The sequence below is a fragment of the Candidatus Nitrosopumilus sp. bin_6a genome, from assembly GCF_054095695.1.
In genome coordinates, this window is the sequence record NZ_JBSWSR010000009.1 from 1 (window position 1) to 14,837 (window position 14,837).

Annotated in this window: 19 protein-coding genes, 4 tRNA genes and 2 pseudogenes; 11 read left to right on the top strand and 14 right to left on the bottom strand. The window is 35.0% G+C overall.

The genetic code is table 11. From position 1 onward, the window contains the following. The 6 genes and pseudogenes from ACW9XA_RS09085 to ACW9XA_RS09110 all read right to left on the bottom strand — a co-directional run. Positions 1-236 (bottom strand): annotated as a pseudogene (locus ACW9XA_RS09085) (hypothetical protein); the annotation flags it as partial. Between the two features lie 52 nt (positions 237-288). Further along, positions 289-618, bottom strand: a complete 330-nt coding sequence (locus tag ACW9XA_RS09090; protein WP_457764015.1) for a hypothetical protein — start codon at positions 616-618, stop codon at positions 289-291. 52 nt (positions 619-670) lie between these two features. Further along, complete coding sequence (locus ACW9XA_RS09095) at positions 671-1,147, bottom strand: phosphopantetheine adenylyltransferase (protein ID WP_457764016.1); 477 nt, start codon at positions 1,145-1,147, stop codon at positions 671-673. An 82-nt stretch (positions 1,148-1,229) separates the two neighbouring features. Beyond that, a pseudogene (locus ACW9XA_RS09100) lies at positions 1,230-1,493 on the bottom strand (hypothetical protein); the annotation flags it as partial. A 488-nt stretch (positions 1,494-1,981) separates the two neighbouring features. Further along, the gene (locus ACW9XA_RS09105) at positions 1,982-3,046 is read right to left on the bottom strand and encodes a hypothetical protein (RefSeq protein ID WP_457764017.1); all 1,065 of its coding nucleotides are present in this window, start codon (positions 3,044-3,046) and stop codon (positions 1,982-1,984) included. Between the two features lie 302 nt (positions 3,047-3,348). After that, a tRNA-Ala gene (locus ACW9XA_RS09110) sits at positions 3,349-3,422 on the bottom strand. 80 nt (positions 3,423-3,502) lie between these two features. Here ACW9XA_RS09110 and ACW9XA_RS09115 point away from each other — a divergent pair. Together ACW9XA_RS09115 and ACW9XA_RS09120 are read left to right on the top strand one after the other, a co-directional pair. After that, on the top strand, positions 3,503-4,057 hold the full coding sequence (locus ACW9XA_RS09115; RefSeq protein WP_457764018.1) for a thioredoxin family protein: 555 nt from the start codon (positions 3,503-3,505) through the stop codon (positions 4,055-4,057). Between the two features lie 33 nt (positions 4,058-4,090). Continuing rightward, positions 4,091-4,165: transfer RNA gene (locus ACW9XA_RS09120), tRNA-Ile, on the top strand. Between the two features lie 7 nt (positions 4,166-4,172). Here the strand turns inward: ACW9XA_RS09120 and ACW9XA_RS09125 are convergent. Beyond that, on the bottom strand, positions 4,173-5,066 hold the full coding sequence (locus ACW9XA_RS09125) for an ArsR family transcriptional regulator (protein WP_457764019.1): 894 nt from the start codon (positions 5,064-5,066) through the stop codon (positions 4,173-4,175). Positions 5,067-5,182: 116 nt separating this feature from the next. Between ACW9XA_RS09125 and ACW9XA_RS09130 the strand changes: the two genes are divergently transcribed. Beyond that, a complete protein-coding gene (locus ACW9XA_RS09130) occupies positions 5,183-5,569 on the top strand; it encodes a hypothetical protein (protein WP_014965810.1) in 387 nt (128 codons plus the stop codon). Positions 5,570-5,571: 2 nt separating this feature from the next. Here ACW9XA_RS09130 and ACW9XA_RS09135 read toward each other — a convergent pair. Further along, positions 5,572-5,693 (bottom strand) — tRNA-Leu (locus ACW9XA_RS09135). Between the two features lie 91 nt (positions 5,694-5,784). Here ACW9XA_RS09135 and ACW9XA_RS09140 point away from each other — a divergent pair. After that, positions 5,785-5,858, top strand: a tRNA-Thr gene (locus ACW9XA_RS09140). 1 nt (position 5,859) lies between these two features. Here the strand turns inward: ACW9XA_RS09140 and ACW9XA_RS09145 are convergent. From ACW9XA_RS09145 to ACW9XA_RS09160, 4 genes are all read right to left on the bottom strand, one after another. Continuing rightward, positions 5,860-6,720 carry a DNA adenine methylase gene (locus ACW9XA_RS09145; protein ID WP_457764020.1) on the bottom strand — a complete coding sequence of 287 codons (861 nt, stop codon included), beginning with the start codon at positions 6,718-6,720 and terminating at the stop codon, positions 5,860-5,862. Positions 6,721-6,855: 135 nt separating this feature from the next. Beyond that, positions 6,856-7,506, bottom strand: a complete 651-nt coding sequence (locus ACW9XA_RS09150; protein WP_457764021.1) for an ammonia monooxygenase — start codon at positions 7,504-7,506, stop codon at positions 6,856-6,858. Positions 7,507-7,653: 147 nt separating this feature from the next. Next, a complete protein-coding gene (locus ACW9XA_RS09155; RefSeq protein ID WP_457764022.1) occupies positions 7,654-8,016 on the bottom strand; it encodes a hypothetical protein in 363 nt (120 codons plus the stop codon). A 113-nt stretch (positions 8,017-8,129) separates the two neighbouring features. Beyond that, positions 8,130-8,693: a methane monooxygenase/ammonia monooxygenase subunit C gene (locus tag ACW9XA_RS09160; protein ID WP_014965814.1), complete on the bottom strand. Its 564-nt coding sequence runs from the start codon at positions 8,691-8,693 to the stop codon at positions 8,130-8,132. A gap of 253 nt (positions 8,694-8,946) precedes the next feature. Here ACW9XA_RS09160 and ACW9XA_RS09165 point away from each other — a divergent pair, with 253 nt between their 5' ends. From ACW9XA_RS09165 to ACW9XA_RS09175, 3 genes are all read left to right on the top strand, one after another. Then, positions 8,947-9,516: a methane monooxygenase/ammonia monooxygenase subunit B gene (locus tag ACW9XA_RS09165; RefSeq protein WP_457764023.1), complete on the top strand. Its 570-nt coding sequence runs from the start codon at positions 8,947-8,949 to the stop codon at positions 9,514-9,516. An 89-nt stretch (positions 9,517-9,605) separates the two neighbouring features. Beyond that, positions 9,606-9,920, top strand: a complete 315-nt coding sequence (locus ACW9XA_RS09170) for a hypothetical protein (RefSeq protein WP_457764024.1) — start codon at positions 9,606-9,608, stop codon at positions 9,918-9,920. 40 nt (positions 9,921-9,960) lie between these two features. Next, entirely contained in the window at positions 9,961-10,494 is a 534-nt protein-coding gene (locus ACW9XA_RS09175) for a hypothetical protein (RefSeq protein WP_457764025.1), read from the top strand. Positions 10,495-10,597: 103 nt separating this feature from the next. On the opposite strand, the gene ACW9XA_RS09180 is transcribed toward ACW9XA_RS09175, so the two are convergent. After that, complete coding sequence (locus tag ACW9XA_RS09180; protein WP_300325593.1) at positions 10,598-10,867, bottom strand: hypothetical protein; 270 nt, start codon at positions 10,865-10,867, stop codon at positions 10,598-10,600. A gap of 140 nt (positions 10,868-11,007) precedes the next feature. Next, a complete protein-coding gene (locus ACW9XA_RS09185; protein ID WP_457764026.1) occupies positions 11,008-11,340 on the bottom strand; it encodes a hypothetical protein in 333 nt (110 codons plus the stop codon). Positions 11,341-11,464: 124 nt separating this feature from the next. Between ACW9XA_RS09185 and ACW9XA_RS09190 the strand changes: the two genes are divergently transcribed. From ACW9XA_RS09190 to serS, 4 genes are read left to right on the top strand one after another with little or no spacing between them, the layout of a single operon-like run. Continuing rightward, complete coding sequence (locus tag ACW9XA_RS09190) at positions 11,465-11,914, top strand: 30S ribosomal protein S15 (RefSeq protein ID WP_300325590.1); 450 nt, start codon at positions 11,465-11,467, stop codon at positions 11,912-11,914. Further along, positions 11,914-13,335, top strand: coding sequence for a DHHA1 domain-containing protein (locus ACW9XA_RS09195; RefSeq protein ID WP_457764027.1), 1,422 nt, complete (start codon positions 11,914-11,916; stop codon positions 13,333-13,335). Before ACW9XA_RS09190 ends, ACW9XA_RS09195 begins: the two co-directional genes overlap by 1 nt. Next, a complete protein-coding gene (locus ACW9XA_RS09200) occupies positions 13,298-13,540 on the top strand; it encodes a KEOPS complex subunit Pcc1 (protein WP_457764028.1) in 243 nt (80 codons plus the stop codon). The genes ACW9XA_RS09195 and ACW9XA_RS09200 overlap by 38 nt, the downstream gene beginning before the upstream one ends. Then, entirely contained in the window at positions 13,540-14,805 is a 1,266-nt protein-coding gene (gene serS / locus ACW9XA_RS09205; RefSeq protein WP_457764029.1) for a serine--tRNA ligase, read from the top strand. The genes ACW9XA_RS09200 and serS overlap by 1 nt, the downstream gene beginning before the upstream one ends. Positions 14,806-14,837: the final 32 nt, after the last annotated feature.

Below are 14,837 nucleotides of genomic sequence, written 5' to 3' on the forward strand. Positions count from 1 at the left end.
GGAACAAATGGAACTGTACATTCAGTACCACAATCAGAACAAGTTACAGTTGTAGATTCATCTCTACTGTCATTTCGTGAGCCTCTATCATCTCTGGAATATCGTGAGCCTCTATCATCTCTGGAATTTCTAAAAGAACGTGATGTTTTATTTTCTCGTCTTGAATTTCTTCCATCGGTTTTTCCATCAGAATATTTTGATTTGTATAATTCCATTGATAGAGAATTGGAGATCAATTGGTTATAGATACTTAGAGCTTTAATTTGTGCCTAAAAGAAAAAAACCACATCAAACCAAAGATTTATCCATTTCAGTGGACATTATTTCTTGTACTTTTAGAAAATAGAGTTTTGTCGAATAAGGCATATCATCCAAGTTATTGTCAACTGCAATCATAAAATATCGTACAGCTCGTTTTGAGATATCTAAATTGAATTTCATAGTCAAGACAGGATCTTGGTGAACTTTGATTTTATCTTGTAGCCATGGTGGAGCCATTTCAATGGTCTCTCGAATAACTTTATCATACCAATATGAAAGATTTTGAGGATGTAGACCTTGTTTAAGATTAGCTACATCAGTATCAATTTTTTTCATCATATGATTAATGATTGCCATGAGGCTCAATCTGTTAATTTTGTTTTATTCCAATTACTCAAAGATCGATAAGCTACTTGTCAATTGATAGCAAGTTACCATCAGCATCAATTTCTGAATTTTTGATTCTTGTAGTAGATATTCTAGTACCATCTTTTGCCAAAAACATAGGAATTATGATTACTTTGACAGGAGGAAGATTTCGTTCTTCTCTTAATTTGTTGAGCATATTTCCTTGATTACTTGTTTCATCACTAACAACTAATGCTTCAACTTCTTTTTTTAAAACTGCAGGTCCAAAATCATTATCTAGTTTACTTATTTGAAAAGAGGAATTTGGAAATTCTTTTGAAATAATTTTAGTTAAATTTTCTAGTCTTTTTTCATATTTGTTGATTGTAGTTTTTCCTTTTTTTATAGCAAATTCATCACTAGTTAATCCAATGATTACTTTATCAGAAATTTCAAATGCATTTGAAAGCAATGTTAAATGTCCCTTGTGAATAATATCAAATGTACCTCCCATAGCAATCAAAGAAAATTTAGACATGCAAATCTATGAACTTCTTTGAAAATAAATCTACTTTATTCATATGTTTTAAGGTGAAATAATTCAAAAAATTGCTTTATTATTATAACTTCATGAAGCCTTCTTTGATTAAGAATTGAATGCCTTCGACAAATGAGTTATCATCGATTTGACCATCTGCCCACCATCCTGCATTATTCTTAATCCAATCAGGGATTTTGTTATTTTGAGCAGATGCTCCTTGTTCAGTTAATGGGATATTCATAAAATTTTCTTTGATTAAGAATTGAATGCCTTCGACAAATGAGTTATCATCGATTTGACCATCTGCCCACCATCCTGCATTATTCTTAATCCAATCAGGGATTTTGTTATTTTGAGATGCAGTATCATCAGAATTTACAGTAAATGAAATTATTGCAATTGTTGTTTTTGTATTTCCATATTGTGCCTTGACGGTGAATTTTCCATCACTGAATTTTTCATTTAATAGAATCTCATGAGAAAATGTACCATCAATATCTACTGGAACTTTTTGAGTGACAACCAAATTACTTCCACTAAAAATGGAAATTCGTAGATTTCTTTCTACATCATACTTGTTTACATTACCAGAAAAGATAGCAGAATCTCCAAGAGAATAGGTTTCATTATCAGATTTAATATCTACAGTATAATTATTAGAACTGGTTTGTACTGGAGCACCACCATATCCTAAAGCCATCTGTCCAGAAGAGGATACAACAATTAATGAAATGATAGAAATGATGAAGAAATTCTTAGATATCATAATCAACAATGCATATTTCTTTCTTCATTTAAAGGATGGGGGATCTTGAGATTAAAGAAAAATTTCTAGTTCACAATTATGAGAGCAATTGGACCTTGATCAGCTATTGGGACGTTGTTTCTATCCCATACAAAAGTTTCAATATAATACAATCCAGTTTTTTCCGGAATCCAATCTATAGTTTGAGTTTCTTGTCCAGTTCCGATAAATCGACCATCAAATTTTCCAACATATTCAACAACAGGAGAGGTACCTGATTCTTTTACTTGAACATAATAGGTATATGCCGTTTCAGCCGACTCTTGATCTGATGCAAATTGAATCAATGTTTCACTTTTGATATAAGCTGGAGAACCAACAGTGAGTTCGGATAATTTATTTCCATTAGAATCTTCCACATATACATCAGAGATAGTTACTAGCTTAGTAGGAATTTGTGATTTTGGAATTTTGATATCAACAAAGTCAGAAATAAAAATATTGGATTCTGCAAACAAGAAAAATCCTACAGCTCTTGAATCAATTTTTTCATTAAATTCAAAGGGAACATCAGTATTGGGATTCACATCACCGAGTTCAATTGTATACACTCCAAGAAATCTGGGAGGTTCAAATCCATCATAAAATGCAAGATAGACATTAGTCTCAGAATTTGGAGCACCCCCATTTTCGAGTATGCCTGAAAATCTAAACGAAGTGTCCAAAAAAACATCGGTCGAGTAAACGGATAATCCCTTTTGTTTTGGTACTGAAGAATCAAATCCTAAAAGAGAAACAGATGCCTGAGTTATGTTGGGATTTGGAGTTTGTGAACGTATAGAATAAGGAGATTTTCCATTAGGAGCAATTACTTCTAATGTCGTATTTCCTTGTACAATCTCTAAAGGAGTTGTGTCATAGTCATCATAAAATTTTACTTGTATTTTGACATTGGTTACAGGAGTTAAGGAATTGTTATTTTCAGCCAGTCCAACTACAACAGTATATCCTTCATCATCTTGATACACAAATGGAGATTTACTCAGTAATATGTTTAGAGTAGAAGGAGTGTCAGTAACTTCTGCAGAAAATGCTTGTGAGAAAGGAACCAAAAGTAGAATTAGAAATGTGCATAGAATTACCTTCATCATAATTTTCTTTAAGAAATGAGATTAATTTCAGGTAACATATCAAATAGTGAACAAGAAAGGTAACAACGTTAAACCCAGTTTACACTAAAAAGAATAAAAATAAATTAAAAATTGATGTAATTTTTATTTTCTCTTTGCGGTAATTGCTAACCAGTAAATTAAACCTGGAGTTAAACCAACAATGAGTGGTATGAATACCGGCCATGCGTCTGCTGCTGATGCCATATAGAAAAACGAAAACTTATCCTATTTAAATCCATCCAGGAGTCTGAATTCCAGCATAGATCGGAGAGATTGAAAAGTGGACCGGACGGAATTTGAATCCGTGACCCCCCGCGTGCAAGGCGGGTATACTACCAGGCTATACTACCGGCCCACATGAAGAATGAATAAAGTGTGGATTTTAATTGTTGTCTTCTTGGCAAGAATTTTATTTGAAAACACGATCGATTTAATATGGTACTTTTAGAATCACAAATCAAACTAAAAACTGGAGATATTGCACCAGATTTTGAATTAATGGGAATTGATGATAAAAAACATTCGTTGAGTGATTATAATGATTACAGGGGGATTTTAGTAATTTTCATGTGTAATCATTGCCCATATGTTAAAGCAAAAGTAGACGCACTAAACGAACTGTATGAAAAATGTGGTAAAGATATTGCAATTATAGGAATCAACAGTAACGATTCTACTGATTATCCAGAAGACAGTTTTGACGCCATGAAGCAAACGGCCAAAGAGAAAGGATTTCAATTTGATTATTTGGTAGATGAAACACAAGAGATTGCAAAGAAATATGGTGCAATGTGTACACCAGATCCTTTCTTATTCAATGCACAAAAAGAGTTGGTGTTTCATGGAAAAATAGACAATGCCATGAAGCCAGACGACAAGGCAACAGAAAAGACAATGATTGTCAACATGGAGAAATTATTGTCTGGAGAAAAAATTGAAAAAGATTTTGACCCATCAATTGGGTGCTCAATCAAATGGAAAGAAAATTAAACTTAAATGAGTCTTGCCTAGAGATTTGTTCGTGGGCTCGTAGCTCAGCTTGGCTGGAGCGTTCGACTGATAATCGAAAGGTCATGTGTTCGAATCACATCGGGCCCATTTTTCATTATTTTAGATTTTGAGATATAGTTTGAGACCATTGTAAAATATCTTCAATTTTTTCAGATATCAAATCAGCATGAATTTTAGATTTTTTAGATACTTTGCCACAAAGGGCCAATTTCATATTTTTTCCAGATTTTTCAATTATTGGGTTTATGGAATCTGCGAAAAAGTTCAAGCCTTCATCAGTTTTGGAAAATACTACAATGATCAAAATACCAGATTTTTGTTTCCATATTTTTCCTATCAATTTTTGAAAATCAAGATCAAACAACACGTTGATTGATGAAGACATATCCCCCAAATGAGAAACCTTCCAACCATCAGAGTGATAAACTGCAGATGCTGCTTCAGAACTCAATCTGCTTTGGGCATCAGATGCCATAACAATCAAATTTTTCTTTGGATCAGAGACAACTTGAATTTGATTAAAAATCTGTAGTGATTTTGATATAGTGTTAATCAAAAGATTTTGTTCGGAAGTTCCAATCTTTCCATCATCATATAATTTTGTCACATGTTCAATCGAAGGAAAAATTACTTCAAGCACCAAACGATTTACAGTTCCTCCAGAATGCAAACAATTACGAATTAATGAATATACTTGGTCTTCAGTTCCCTTTACCAAATATTCAATATACTTGGGAGCTACTTTGAAATAATCATCAGGAAAACTAAATGATTCTTGTCCTGGTTCTAAAAACCACAAAGTGACATTTCCGATATTTTTTTGTCGAAGTAATCCTTCTGCTGCAAAAACCTTGAGATATTTTGACATCGTAATTCTGTTGATACCAATTTTTTCAGAAATTTCAATTCCAGACATTCCAGAAACATCATCATCCAAAATCGAAATTAGTTTTTGTCTAATCTCTTCAGTAGAATATCCTTTACCCATAGTGGTCTTGGACTATGGTATTCTATAAAGACTAATTTTGATTTTCTAGAAAGGCACTATTTTAGAATAAAACATTATATACTTGGGTACTGTATAGTACGGTAAGGAAAAGTAAATTGCCAAAAGCTGGATTCAAATCAATCACTGTTTCGGAAACTGTTTATGATAAATTCCATGAAGTTTATCAAAAGAGTAAAGACGACCTAACAATGAAGGGTGTCAACAGTTTTGCAGGTTATGTTACTTACATGTTAGAAGAGATGATGCAAAAGGATAAGACCTTTGCAAGATATGCTCCAAAGATTGAAAAAATTTCAATCGACGATGATCGTGTTGTGTTAAAAGATAATATCAAAAATAGAATTGCAGAAGTTGCAATTCAAAAAGGCGAACTGTTTTGTCAGTTGTGTGATGAAAAAGATTGCGTACATGTTGGTTTTGTATTTTCATTACCAGACGTATATGAAGTTCTAAATTCTAGAGGAATCAAAAATCCAAGATAAGGTGGAGGAGGTGGGATTTGAACCCACGAACTCCTGAGAGACAGGATCACCCATTATTTGATCTTAAGTCCTGCATGTCCAAAAGCACAAAGTGCTTACTTTGGCCAGGCTTGATTACTCCTCCAAAAGGATAAAAATCTGAGTGAAATTTAACAGTTTAGAGCTTATTCGCTCAAAATGAAGAATTATAAGGATTTTCTACAGGGTGAATTTGTGCTTCGGTAGCTCAGTCTGGTAGAGCGTTACATTGGTAATGTAAAGGTCACGGGTTCAGATCCCGTTCGAAGCTCCTAATAATTTCTAATCAATAATTCATGGTGACCAGTTCTCTTTTTAGAATTGGAATTGATTGAACGGTTGGCCTGAATCTTATTAACTTTCCAAGGTTTTGCAGAGAACATATCTGCAACTTCTTTAGAATTAGAATTTGATAATAAGACCCTGCAGCCTTTGGAATCCAAATCCATACAGAGTTCTGCCAATCTACTAAGATCATCATGTGTGAAATCCTTGTTAGTGTAACTTGTAAAATTAGCAGTGTCACTAACTGGTTGGTATGGCGGATCAAAGTACACAAGATCATCTTTTTTCGCATCTCGAAGAACTGCTTCAAAATCCCTACAATTGATAGACACTTTGCTTGATTGTAAAATATGGCTTACTGAACGAAGATTATCTTCATTTACGATATTAGGATTAGAGTATTTGCCCAATGGAACATTGAATTTCCCCTTACTATTTACTCGATATAACCCATTGAAACAAGTCCTATTCAAAAATATCAATCGAGATGTTTTTTCGATTTGGCTTCTAGGGTTACTTTCTCTAATAGAGTAATAGTAAGATTTTGAATCTTTTTGATAATTTTTTTCATGATTTTTTAGTGATGTAATAAGATCTTCGACTCTATCCCTGATTGTAGTATATGACAAAACAAGATCAGAGTTAAGATCAGAAATACTACATTTTTGACTCTGTCGTTCAGTCAACATATGGAATAGTAATGCACCTCCTCCCAAGAAAGGTTCGAAATAGGTTCCAAATGTTTCAGGCAAATTTTCATTTAATATTGGAATCAATTGGCGTTTTCCACCAGCCCATTTTACAAAGGGTTTTGGAGTAGAAAGGATCTGACTAAATTGTTGCTTCACATAGTATAATCACAAGATTACATATTGTCAAAATAGACAATAAAAGATCACAAGCTGTGTGGTATTTTTTAATCAAATTTTTGTAGAGAACACTCTAGAGGAAAATAATAAAATGAAAAGGAAAAGGTTGGAGTTTTAGTCCCACTTTGACCAGGCGGCCATCCATCTGTATGTCCAAGTGTTCAATTTACAACCTAAGGCTGCAAATGTACATGCCAATACTGCACCTGCACCTGCACCGAGTGCAACTGGGCTGTTATAGAATTTGCCTACTTGCGGTTCGATTGGTGTCATATATGGTGGCAATGTTGGTCTTGGGTATTTGAATGCCGTCTCTAGTGGGTCTGCTACTGTTATCAGGTTTACCATGTTGAACAATGGTAATGACATTCCTACTAGTACGCCGCCGAACAGTATCAAGGAGTGCTTGTTCTTCTTTGTTGCCCAGTATACTAAGTCCAACAGCATTGCTGATGGTAGCCAAACTGGAGTTACAATGAAGTCATATGGGTATCCTAGCGAAAACCATGCGGCTTTAGCTATCCATGTGTATACTGTCATAATTAGAGCGTAGTACGTTGCTGTGCCTGGAACGCCTGTAAATGTTAGGTAATATGTTGCACCTACAATAAGCATCAACGTTTGCGATATTGAGAATACCGTGTACGAAGTCCAAGCCCAGTCAGTGTAGAAGATGTAGTCTCCTGCATTAATTGTTAACAGTGTTGAGTTAACTGCAACTACTACTATGAATAAGTAGTGTGTACATCGTCTTAACCAGACCATAAGAAAGTGAAGAAACGGTCAGTATATAAAATTTTAGAGTGTGATGGAGATCGTCATTTTCGAGTATAAATTAAAACGAAAAAAGAGCTAAAGTATTTTTTAAAAATTAAAATGAAAAAGAAAATTGCTGAAGGGGTTTCCTTCTAGTTACCAACCAACGTATAGTGATACGAATAAGCAAAATACAGTTGCACCGGCAACACTGCCGCCAACTATACCATTGCTATTTTTGTTGGAACCTTCTTCCATGACTTTAACACAGAAGATGTAACCTATTGCGATAATGATTGTTAGTACGATGAAGGCAAAGTGACCACTTGCTGTTGGATATGCCCATGGATAATAGAAATATCCTGCTGCAGTACCACCAAAAGTTGCCAAAATTGCTGCCCAGAATGATACTGTGATCATGCCGGTCATGTTTTCAACGCGTTTTCCAATCATTCGTTCTATGTCAGCGCTTGATGAACCGCCACCGCCACCAGAACCGAATCCTTTTGGAAGAGTCATTCTGGAATTATTCTAATTCAGATTCTTTTAAGTCTTTCTTAAATGAGCATACCTAGTACGATCTACGTTATTGAAAAATAATAAAAGAGAAAAAATGTGCTAATGCACTTTTTCTAAGGAATTGCTCTGCTGTACAATTTGCCTTCTAAGGCCATCTTGTACATCTCTGCAACGTATGGGTTCTCTCCTGGAGTTTCTGCACCAAGTTCTACGAGTCGAGCATATACTCTAACTACGTATGCTAATGCACCCATGAAAGCCACTACGACTCCCATGTTAAACATCCAGTGATTTGGAACTGCAAAGATTTCTTCTACAAACCAGAAATGCCACATCTCATTGACACCAATTGTAAACATGGTTGCAAGGTAACCAAGAATGGTCATCTTCAATCCAGTGTTCATTGAATTATTTGGGCCTCTAAGAACTGGGATTTTTCTATCATAGATTGCTGCTGCTCCCCATCCAAGTGGTAATGTGATGAAGTGGGAGTATAGCCACCAGTGAGCTGGTGTAAATGCACTATCTCTGATAGAGGTTTGATGCAAAGAACCATCAACGAAGTTATCAACTTCGACTGATGCTGCAGTAGAACCCATAGCAATAACGATGAGCCAGACTTTCTTTAGTCTCTGGATCTCAACTTCTTTTGGGATTAATGCGGGCATCTGTGCCATGCATACCATCATGTGAATTCGGAATATAAAGTAAGAGTTTGAAATAAGAGTTATTTTATACAATTTTTTACAAGAAATAAATAATATTATAGAAAAATTACATGTTAGTGCATTCAAAATAATTTAAATTTGAACATTTTTTTATCGATTTCATTGTTATACATCAATGTTTAACATCGTTGATAATGTCGATCCTCGTTACTAAGGTAAAACATATAACGACGTGTTTCATCTCCTCATTTTAGGGATAACTATGGTCGAAAAAAGAATTTTCGTATTTGGACTTGCTGTAGTACTTGCACTAGGAACTTTAGGTTTCAACTGGGTTGAATCCGTACTTCCAACTGCAGATGCACACGGTGTCCAAGCACAACTCCAGAGTCGTTTCATCAGAATTGAGGATGAAACCTTCAACAGACAATCCCTACAAACTGGCGAAACCTTGACACTTCAAGGAACATTAGTCAGCTTAGTAGAAAGAGACCTTAGAGGATGGCTATCCATTTTCTCAGAGTCAACCAACGCAGGTAATAGATGGGAGATGTTGGCAAGAGATCCACCAGGAAACGTCTTTGACATTCCAGGTAACTCAATTGTCGATTACTCATTGTCTGCCAAAGCACTTGAAGCAGGTGTATACCACGTACACACCCAACTCAACGTTGCACAAGTTGGTCCAGGACTTGGTCCAGGTCAAACAGTAGTCGTTGAAGGAGATCCAATAATCAAACCAATCCCATATACTAACATCGCATATCAATCAATTATTATCGGTGTAGGATATGTCATTACGTTTGCAACACGACCCTGGCAAGTAATCTAAACAACCCAACCTTTTCCTTTTCATTTTCTAGATACTCTTTACGTCTAACGTAAACCAAGTTTTATCTTCTAGAAAACAATAGAGAAAACATGCTTAGTTTCAAGATAACGAAATTGGATATTTTTCAGAGTTATTTTTTTGGAGAAACAGAATTTCGTTCTGATAAATACAAAGTAAACATACAAAATCAAAGAAGAGGAAAAGTTCTAAAATTACCTTTTGAGATAAAACCACAAAATCAAAAAATTGTTGTCAGGGTTTCAGGAAAAGAAGACTTGTTTGTTGAAGATTATCTTCCATACAAGGGAGAATCAGAATGGCTTGAAATTGACTCTGACGAGATAACATATTTTCTTGCAGATCATCAAGACCAATGCGATACAATTGAAATCATGTATGAATAAAGGAAAGGACTTTAAGGAATCTGATTAAAATCATCACACGATGAAATATCCTGGAATGGGGGATCCATACAAGAGAAATAAAACTCTCAAATTTCTAGCCATTACAGCAGTTATAGCAATATCAGTAGGGGTTACCAGTTCAGTACTTCAAGGTCAGTTTAGTCAAAACGATCCTCTCAAAGTCTGTATCAATGATAGAGAAACACCTTACAAAATGAAGGTCACTTTAGAGTTGATTATTGACGGTCTTCAAACACCTATTCCTGCCAACATCAATGCAGGACTAAATGAGGGAGAATGTAAAAGAACCATGTATACGCTAACTGATGATGGAACCATCTATGTGGAATGGGAAGAAGAATACTCATGGGAAATTGGTCACTTTTTGTGGATGTGGGATTTTCCTCTAAGAGACATGGATCAGGACAAATCGACATTTTATGTCAATGATAAAGAATCTAGCCAGTTCATCAATACCCCATTGCAAGATGGATATCACTACAAGGGGGTATTTACCACAAAAGATTATGACTCATCAAAAGACAAAGATTTCCTACCAGAACTAGAAAATTAGATGTTGTAGACTTTGTCAAAAAATCAAATTTTTAAATTTTAAGATTCAATACAGTTTTCACTAAAAGAAATTAAAAATAATGAAAAGATGAAAGGTGGTAAGTTTACCAGTATTTGCCGTTGTCTGGAATAAGACCGATACCTTCTCTTTCAAAGTGTCTGTCTAATTCATCAACCCATCTCTCACGGTTGTCTTTGTAAGCCCAGCCGTGTACACGTAACCAGAATGAGATAATTCCTAGAAGGAATATTGTGAACATAATGGTTCCGAAGATGTAAATCATTACATCGTAGAATAATGGGTCGTAGTTTGGTCCTAGTTGTCCTGTAATTGTAGACAGGATGCTAAGGAAAGTACCTACGATAGGAATCATAATAATTTGGCTCTATTTGTGCGATATATACATTTCTTTTATTATCAGAAAGTACGAGATCAGTATTCATCAAGAGTAGAAAAAAGAAACTCAGTTTACACTAGGAATAGATAATAAAATAAGAGAAAAGTGAGGTTTGTTTATCCTCTTCCCATTGCTGCGTATTTGCCAGATCTTCCTTTAATGAAGAATGCTCCTGCAATACCACCGAATACTGCTGCTGCAATAACAGATGCACCAACTACACCACTTGCATCAAGATATGGAGTTCCTGAGCCAGCTGCTGGATTTGCTTCAGCAGATGCGACTCTTCTTGCTTGAATCTCAAGTGCTTCTTCTAATGTGTATGATCCGGTTTGTCCTTCACTACCGACGTTACCCATGTATTGGGCGAATGCAACTGCATTTTCTGCATACATTCCGATTGTGAAGACAGCGATTAAGGATGCTGCTAATAGTATTTTTGTATTCATACCGTTTACCTGCTCGTTTTGGCGCCAGAGACTTATTTAACTTTTATTCTGAACCCCAAATTCCGGTTCAATGTACGAGATCAGTATAAGTAACGTTTAATTCTGTTCTATAATGAGCCAAATCATGGGACGAATGCATACACACAGACATGGAAAATCACATTCAATTAGACCTGCTACACTTCGTGCACCTTCTTGGATAACTCAGAGTCCTGCAGAAATTGAAGAGTTAGTAATTAAATATACAAAAGACGGTTTGACCCCTAGTCAAATTGGAATTAAATTAAGAGATCAACATTCCATTCCTTTGATCAAACCAATTACCAAAAAAAGCATGGGACAGATTTTAGAGGAAAATGATTTGAAAGCAGAAATGCCAGAAGACCTTGAGAACATTGTTAAAAAAGCAGTAGGTCTTCAAAAGCACCTTAAAGCAAACAAAGGGGATAATAGAAATGTCAGATCTTTGGAATTAATTGAAGCCAAGGTTCACAGACTATCAGTCTATTACAAAAGAATTGGAAGAATTTCAAAAACATGGAAGTATAAATCCGTGGTTGCTCAGTTAGAGTAATGGCAAAATCACTAGATGAATCACTTTCTTATTTCAAAGATAAAATTTTAGATTGTATAAAATCAAAAAAATCAATTTCTGTTACAACTCACATAGATTGTGATGGATTAACATCAGGGAGCATAATTACTAAAGCACTAATCAGAGCAGGAGCAAACTGCACAGTTAGAACATCAAAAGAATTTAGCAAAAACATAGTAGAATCTTTCAAAACAGATTCCAGAGATTTTCATGTTGTGACGGATCTTGGAGGAGGTTTTGCAAATGAATTAGATAAAACATTAGGAGATAATTGGATTGTTTTAGATCACCATCAAATATCAGAAAATGAATTGGATAATCAAAATGTGATCAATTCATGGAAATATGGAATTGATGGAGGAGTAGATATCTGTGCAGGCGGAATGGCATATTTGGCCTCAGCCGCACTAGATGAAAGAAACTCAGATCTATCTGCAATTGCAGTTGTTTCAGCTTTGGGCGATAGACAAGACCAAGGAGAAAGAAAGTCATTTACAGGTAAAAATTTTGAGATTGCAAATATTGCCAAAGAGCAAGGCTTGGTGGATATTGATTTAGATTTATTGTTGGTGGGAAGGGAAACAAGACCACTTGCAGATGCTTTGGCATTTACGTCCCAGCCATTTATCGAAGGTTTGACATGGAATAGAGATGCATGTCTATCAATCCTCCATTCATCAGGAGTTAAACTCAAAGACGAGGGAAGATGGAGAGTTCCAGCCGAACTAAATGAAGAAGAAAAAAGGCAAGTGATTGAGGCAATTACAAAATTTGCTTCAGGTAAAAATACAACAGAAATAATGTCAGAATTGATTGGGTATACCTATACATTTCCAAGAGAAGACAACAGGAGTTTCTTACGTGACGGAAGAGAATTTTCAACAATGCTCAATTCATGTGGAAGGATTAACCGTTCAGGTGTTGGAATCGCAGTTTGTATGGGAGACAGAAATAAGATCCTAAGAGAAGCTGAGATGATTCTAACAGATTATAGAAAAATGATTAGGGAATACATGAATATTTTATCCAATGAAAGATGGAGAATTTCGGAAAGTGAAACATGCATAATGGTAAATGGTGAAGATATTGTTCCAGAAACAATGACAGGAACCATCTCATCATTGATAGCAGGTTCGCCTAAAAACTCAGGAAAAATCATAATCTTGAGAACAAAGGCTGAAGAAAACACAATCAAATTCTCATCAAGAAAATCATTTGGATGTACATCAGACATCAATCTTAGTGAAATAATGAGAACAGGGGCTGAGAAATTTGATGGTATTGGAGGAGGCCACAATGCAGCTGCTGGAGCAAAAATAACTAAAGACAAATTGGATGAATTTCTTAACTACTTAGAAGTAAATGTCGTTAACGTGTCAAGTTCAAGTAATTCTCAATAACATTTCAAAAGAAAAAGCTGAAACTGTCAAAAAGGCCTTAGAACCAGACAATGTAGATTTTCCAGAAGGATTGAGTCTTTATATTGAAAATATTGATAACAGTCTAGTTTTTAATTTTGAAAGTAAAAAGAATATGAAACAGCTAATAGGGACAGTTGATGAAGTGATGGAACATATCCAGGTTGCTCTAAAGGTGATTGAGTGATGTTAGACCCAAAACTAGTCAAAGAAAAACCTCAAATCATTCGAGACATGCTAAAATCTAGATCTGTAGAATTTGATGTGGATGGATTAATTGAATCGGATCAAAAAAGACGCGAATTCATCATCAAGACTGATGAGTTACGAAAAAAGAAAAATCAAGTAGCATTAGAAATTGCTCAAAGAAAAAAGGCAGGAGAAGATGCATCGTCAATTTTATCAGAAATGAAAAATGTTTCAGAAGAACTTGCAAAATTAGAATCAGAGCAATCAGATATTGAAAAGAAATATTCTAGATTGGCACTAACTATTCCAAATCTAGTTCATGAATCAGTTCCTATTGGGACAGATGAAACATCAAATAAAGAAATAAGAAAATGGGGGAAAATCCCAGAATTTGATTTCAAAATTAATGATCATATAGACATTTCAGAAAATTTGGATTTAGTTGATCTTGAAAGGGCCGCCAAAGTAGCAGGAGCCAGATTCTATTATTTGAAAAATGATCTTGTAAGATTAAATCAATCATTAATTCACTATGGATTAGATTTTCTAGCAAAAAAAGAATATTCTCTTGTTCAGCCTCCCTATATGATTAACAGAGAATCTATGGAAGGCGCAGTTATTGCAGATGACTTTGAAGAAGTAATCTACAAAGTTGAAGATGAAGATCTATACATGATTGGAACATCTGAGCATGCCATGGCAGCAATGAGATCAAAAGAAATCATAGAAGGAAAAGATTTGCCTTTGAGATATGCAGGTGTTAGTCCATGTTTTAGAAAAGAAGCAGGTGCACATGGAAGAGATCAAAAAGGAATTTTCAGAGTCCATCAATTTGATAAAATTGAACAATTTGTATTTTCAAGACCAGAAGACTCTTGGAAAGAACATGAAAGAATGTTATCAGTTGCTGAAGAGTTTTACCAAAACTTGGAAATCCCACATCGTGTGATGCTATTATCAACGGGAGACATGGGAAAAGTATCAGCCAAAACATATGATATTGAGGCTTGGATGGCAGGACAAAATGCCTATAGAGAAATTGTTTCATGTTCAAACTGCTTAGAATACCAAGCAAGGAGATTAAAGATAAGATTCAGAGATAAAACAAATGAAGACACCCAGTATGTACACACCCTTAACAGTACTCTGATAGCAACAACCAGAATTTTGGTATCAATAATGGAAAATTTTCAAACTAAAGATGGACACATAAGAATTCCTAGTGTTTTACAGAGTTACATGGGAAATCAGAAAGAGATCTAGTGACATACCCTTATATTTTGGGTTCAAAGGTC

What these genes read in the sequence shown, in the direction of transcription:
- ACW9XA_RS09185 (WP_457764026.1), bottom strand. Translation starts at nt 11,340, where the DNA reads ATGAATACAAAAATACTATTAGCAGCATCCTTAATCGCTGTCTTCACA.
- serS (WP_457764029.1), top strand. Translation starts at nt 13,540, where the DNA reads ATGTTAGACCCAAAACTAGTCAAAGAAAAACCTCAAATCATTCGAGAC.
- ACW9XA_RS09150 (WP_457764021.1), bottom strand. Translation starts at nt 7,506, where the DNA reads ATGGTCTGGTTAAGACGATGTACACACTACTTATTCATAGTAGTAGTT.
- ACW9XA_RS09125 (WP_457764019.1), bottom strand. Translation starts at nt 5,066, where the DNA reads ATGGGTAAAGGATATTCTACTGAAGAGATTAGACAAAAACTAATTTCG.
- ACW9XA_RS09160 (WP_014965814.1), bottom strand. Translation starts at nt 8,693, where the DNA reads ATGGCACAGATGCCCGCATTAATCCCAAAAGAAGTTGAGATCCAGAGA.
- ACW9XA_RS09115 (WP_457764018.1), top strand. Translation starts at nt 3,503, where the DNA reads ATGGTACTTTTAGAATCACAAATCAAACTAAAAACTGGAGATATTGCA.
- ACW9XA_RS09105 (WP_457764017.1), bottom strand. Translation starts at nt 3,046, where the DNA reads ATGATGAAGGTAATTCTATGCACATTTCTAATTCTACTTTTGGTTCCT.
- ACW9XA_RS09095 (WP_457764016.1), bottom strand. Translation starts at nt 1,147, where the DNA reads ATGTCTAAATTTTCTTTGATTGCTATGGGAGGTACATTTGATATTATT.
- ACW9XA_RS09195 (WP_457764027.1), top strand. Translation starts at nt 11,914, where the DNA reads ATGGCAAAATCACTAGATGAATCACTTTCTTATTTCAAAGATAAAATT.
- ACW9XA_RS09090 (WP_457764015.1), bottom strand. Translation starts at nt 618, where the DNA reads ATGGCAATCATTAATCATATGATGAAAAAAATTGATACTGATGTAGCT.
- ACW9XA_RS09170 (WP_457764024.1), top strand. Translation starts at nt 9,606, where the DNA reads ATGCTTAGTTTCAAGATAACGAAATTGGATATTTTTCAGAGTTATTTT.
- ACW9XA_RS09190 (WP_300325590.1), top strand. Translation starts at nt 11,465, where the DNA reads ATGGGACGAATGCATACACACAGACATGGAAAATCACATTCAATTAGA.
- ACW9XA_RS09200 (WP_457764028.1), top strand. Translation starts at nt 13,298, where the DNA reads ATGTCGTTAACGTGTCAAGTTCAAGTAATTCTCAATAACATTTCAAAA.
- ACW9XA_RS09165 (WP_457764023.1), top strand. Translation starts at nt 8,947, where the DNA reads ATGGTCGAAAAAAGAATTTTCGTATTTGGACTTGCTGTAGTACTTGCA.
- ACW9XA_RS09155 (WP_457764022.1), bottom strand. Translation starts at nt 8,016, where the DNA reads ATGACTCTTCCAAAAGGATTCGGTTCTGGTGGCGGTGGCGGTTCATCA.
- ACW9XA_RS09180 (WP_300325593.1), bottom strand. Translation starts at nt 10,867, where the DNA reads ATGATTCCTATCGTAGGTACTTTCCTTAGCATCCTGTCTACAATTACA.
- ACW9XA_RS09175 (WP_457764025.1), top strand. Translation starts at nt 9,961, where the DNA reads ATGAAATATCCTGGAATGGGGGATCCATACAAGAGAAATAAAACTCTC.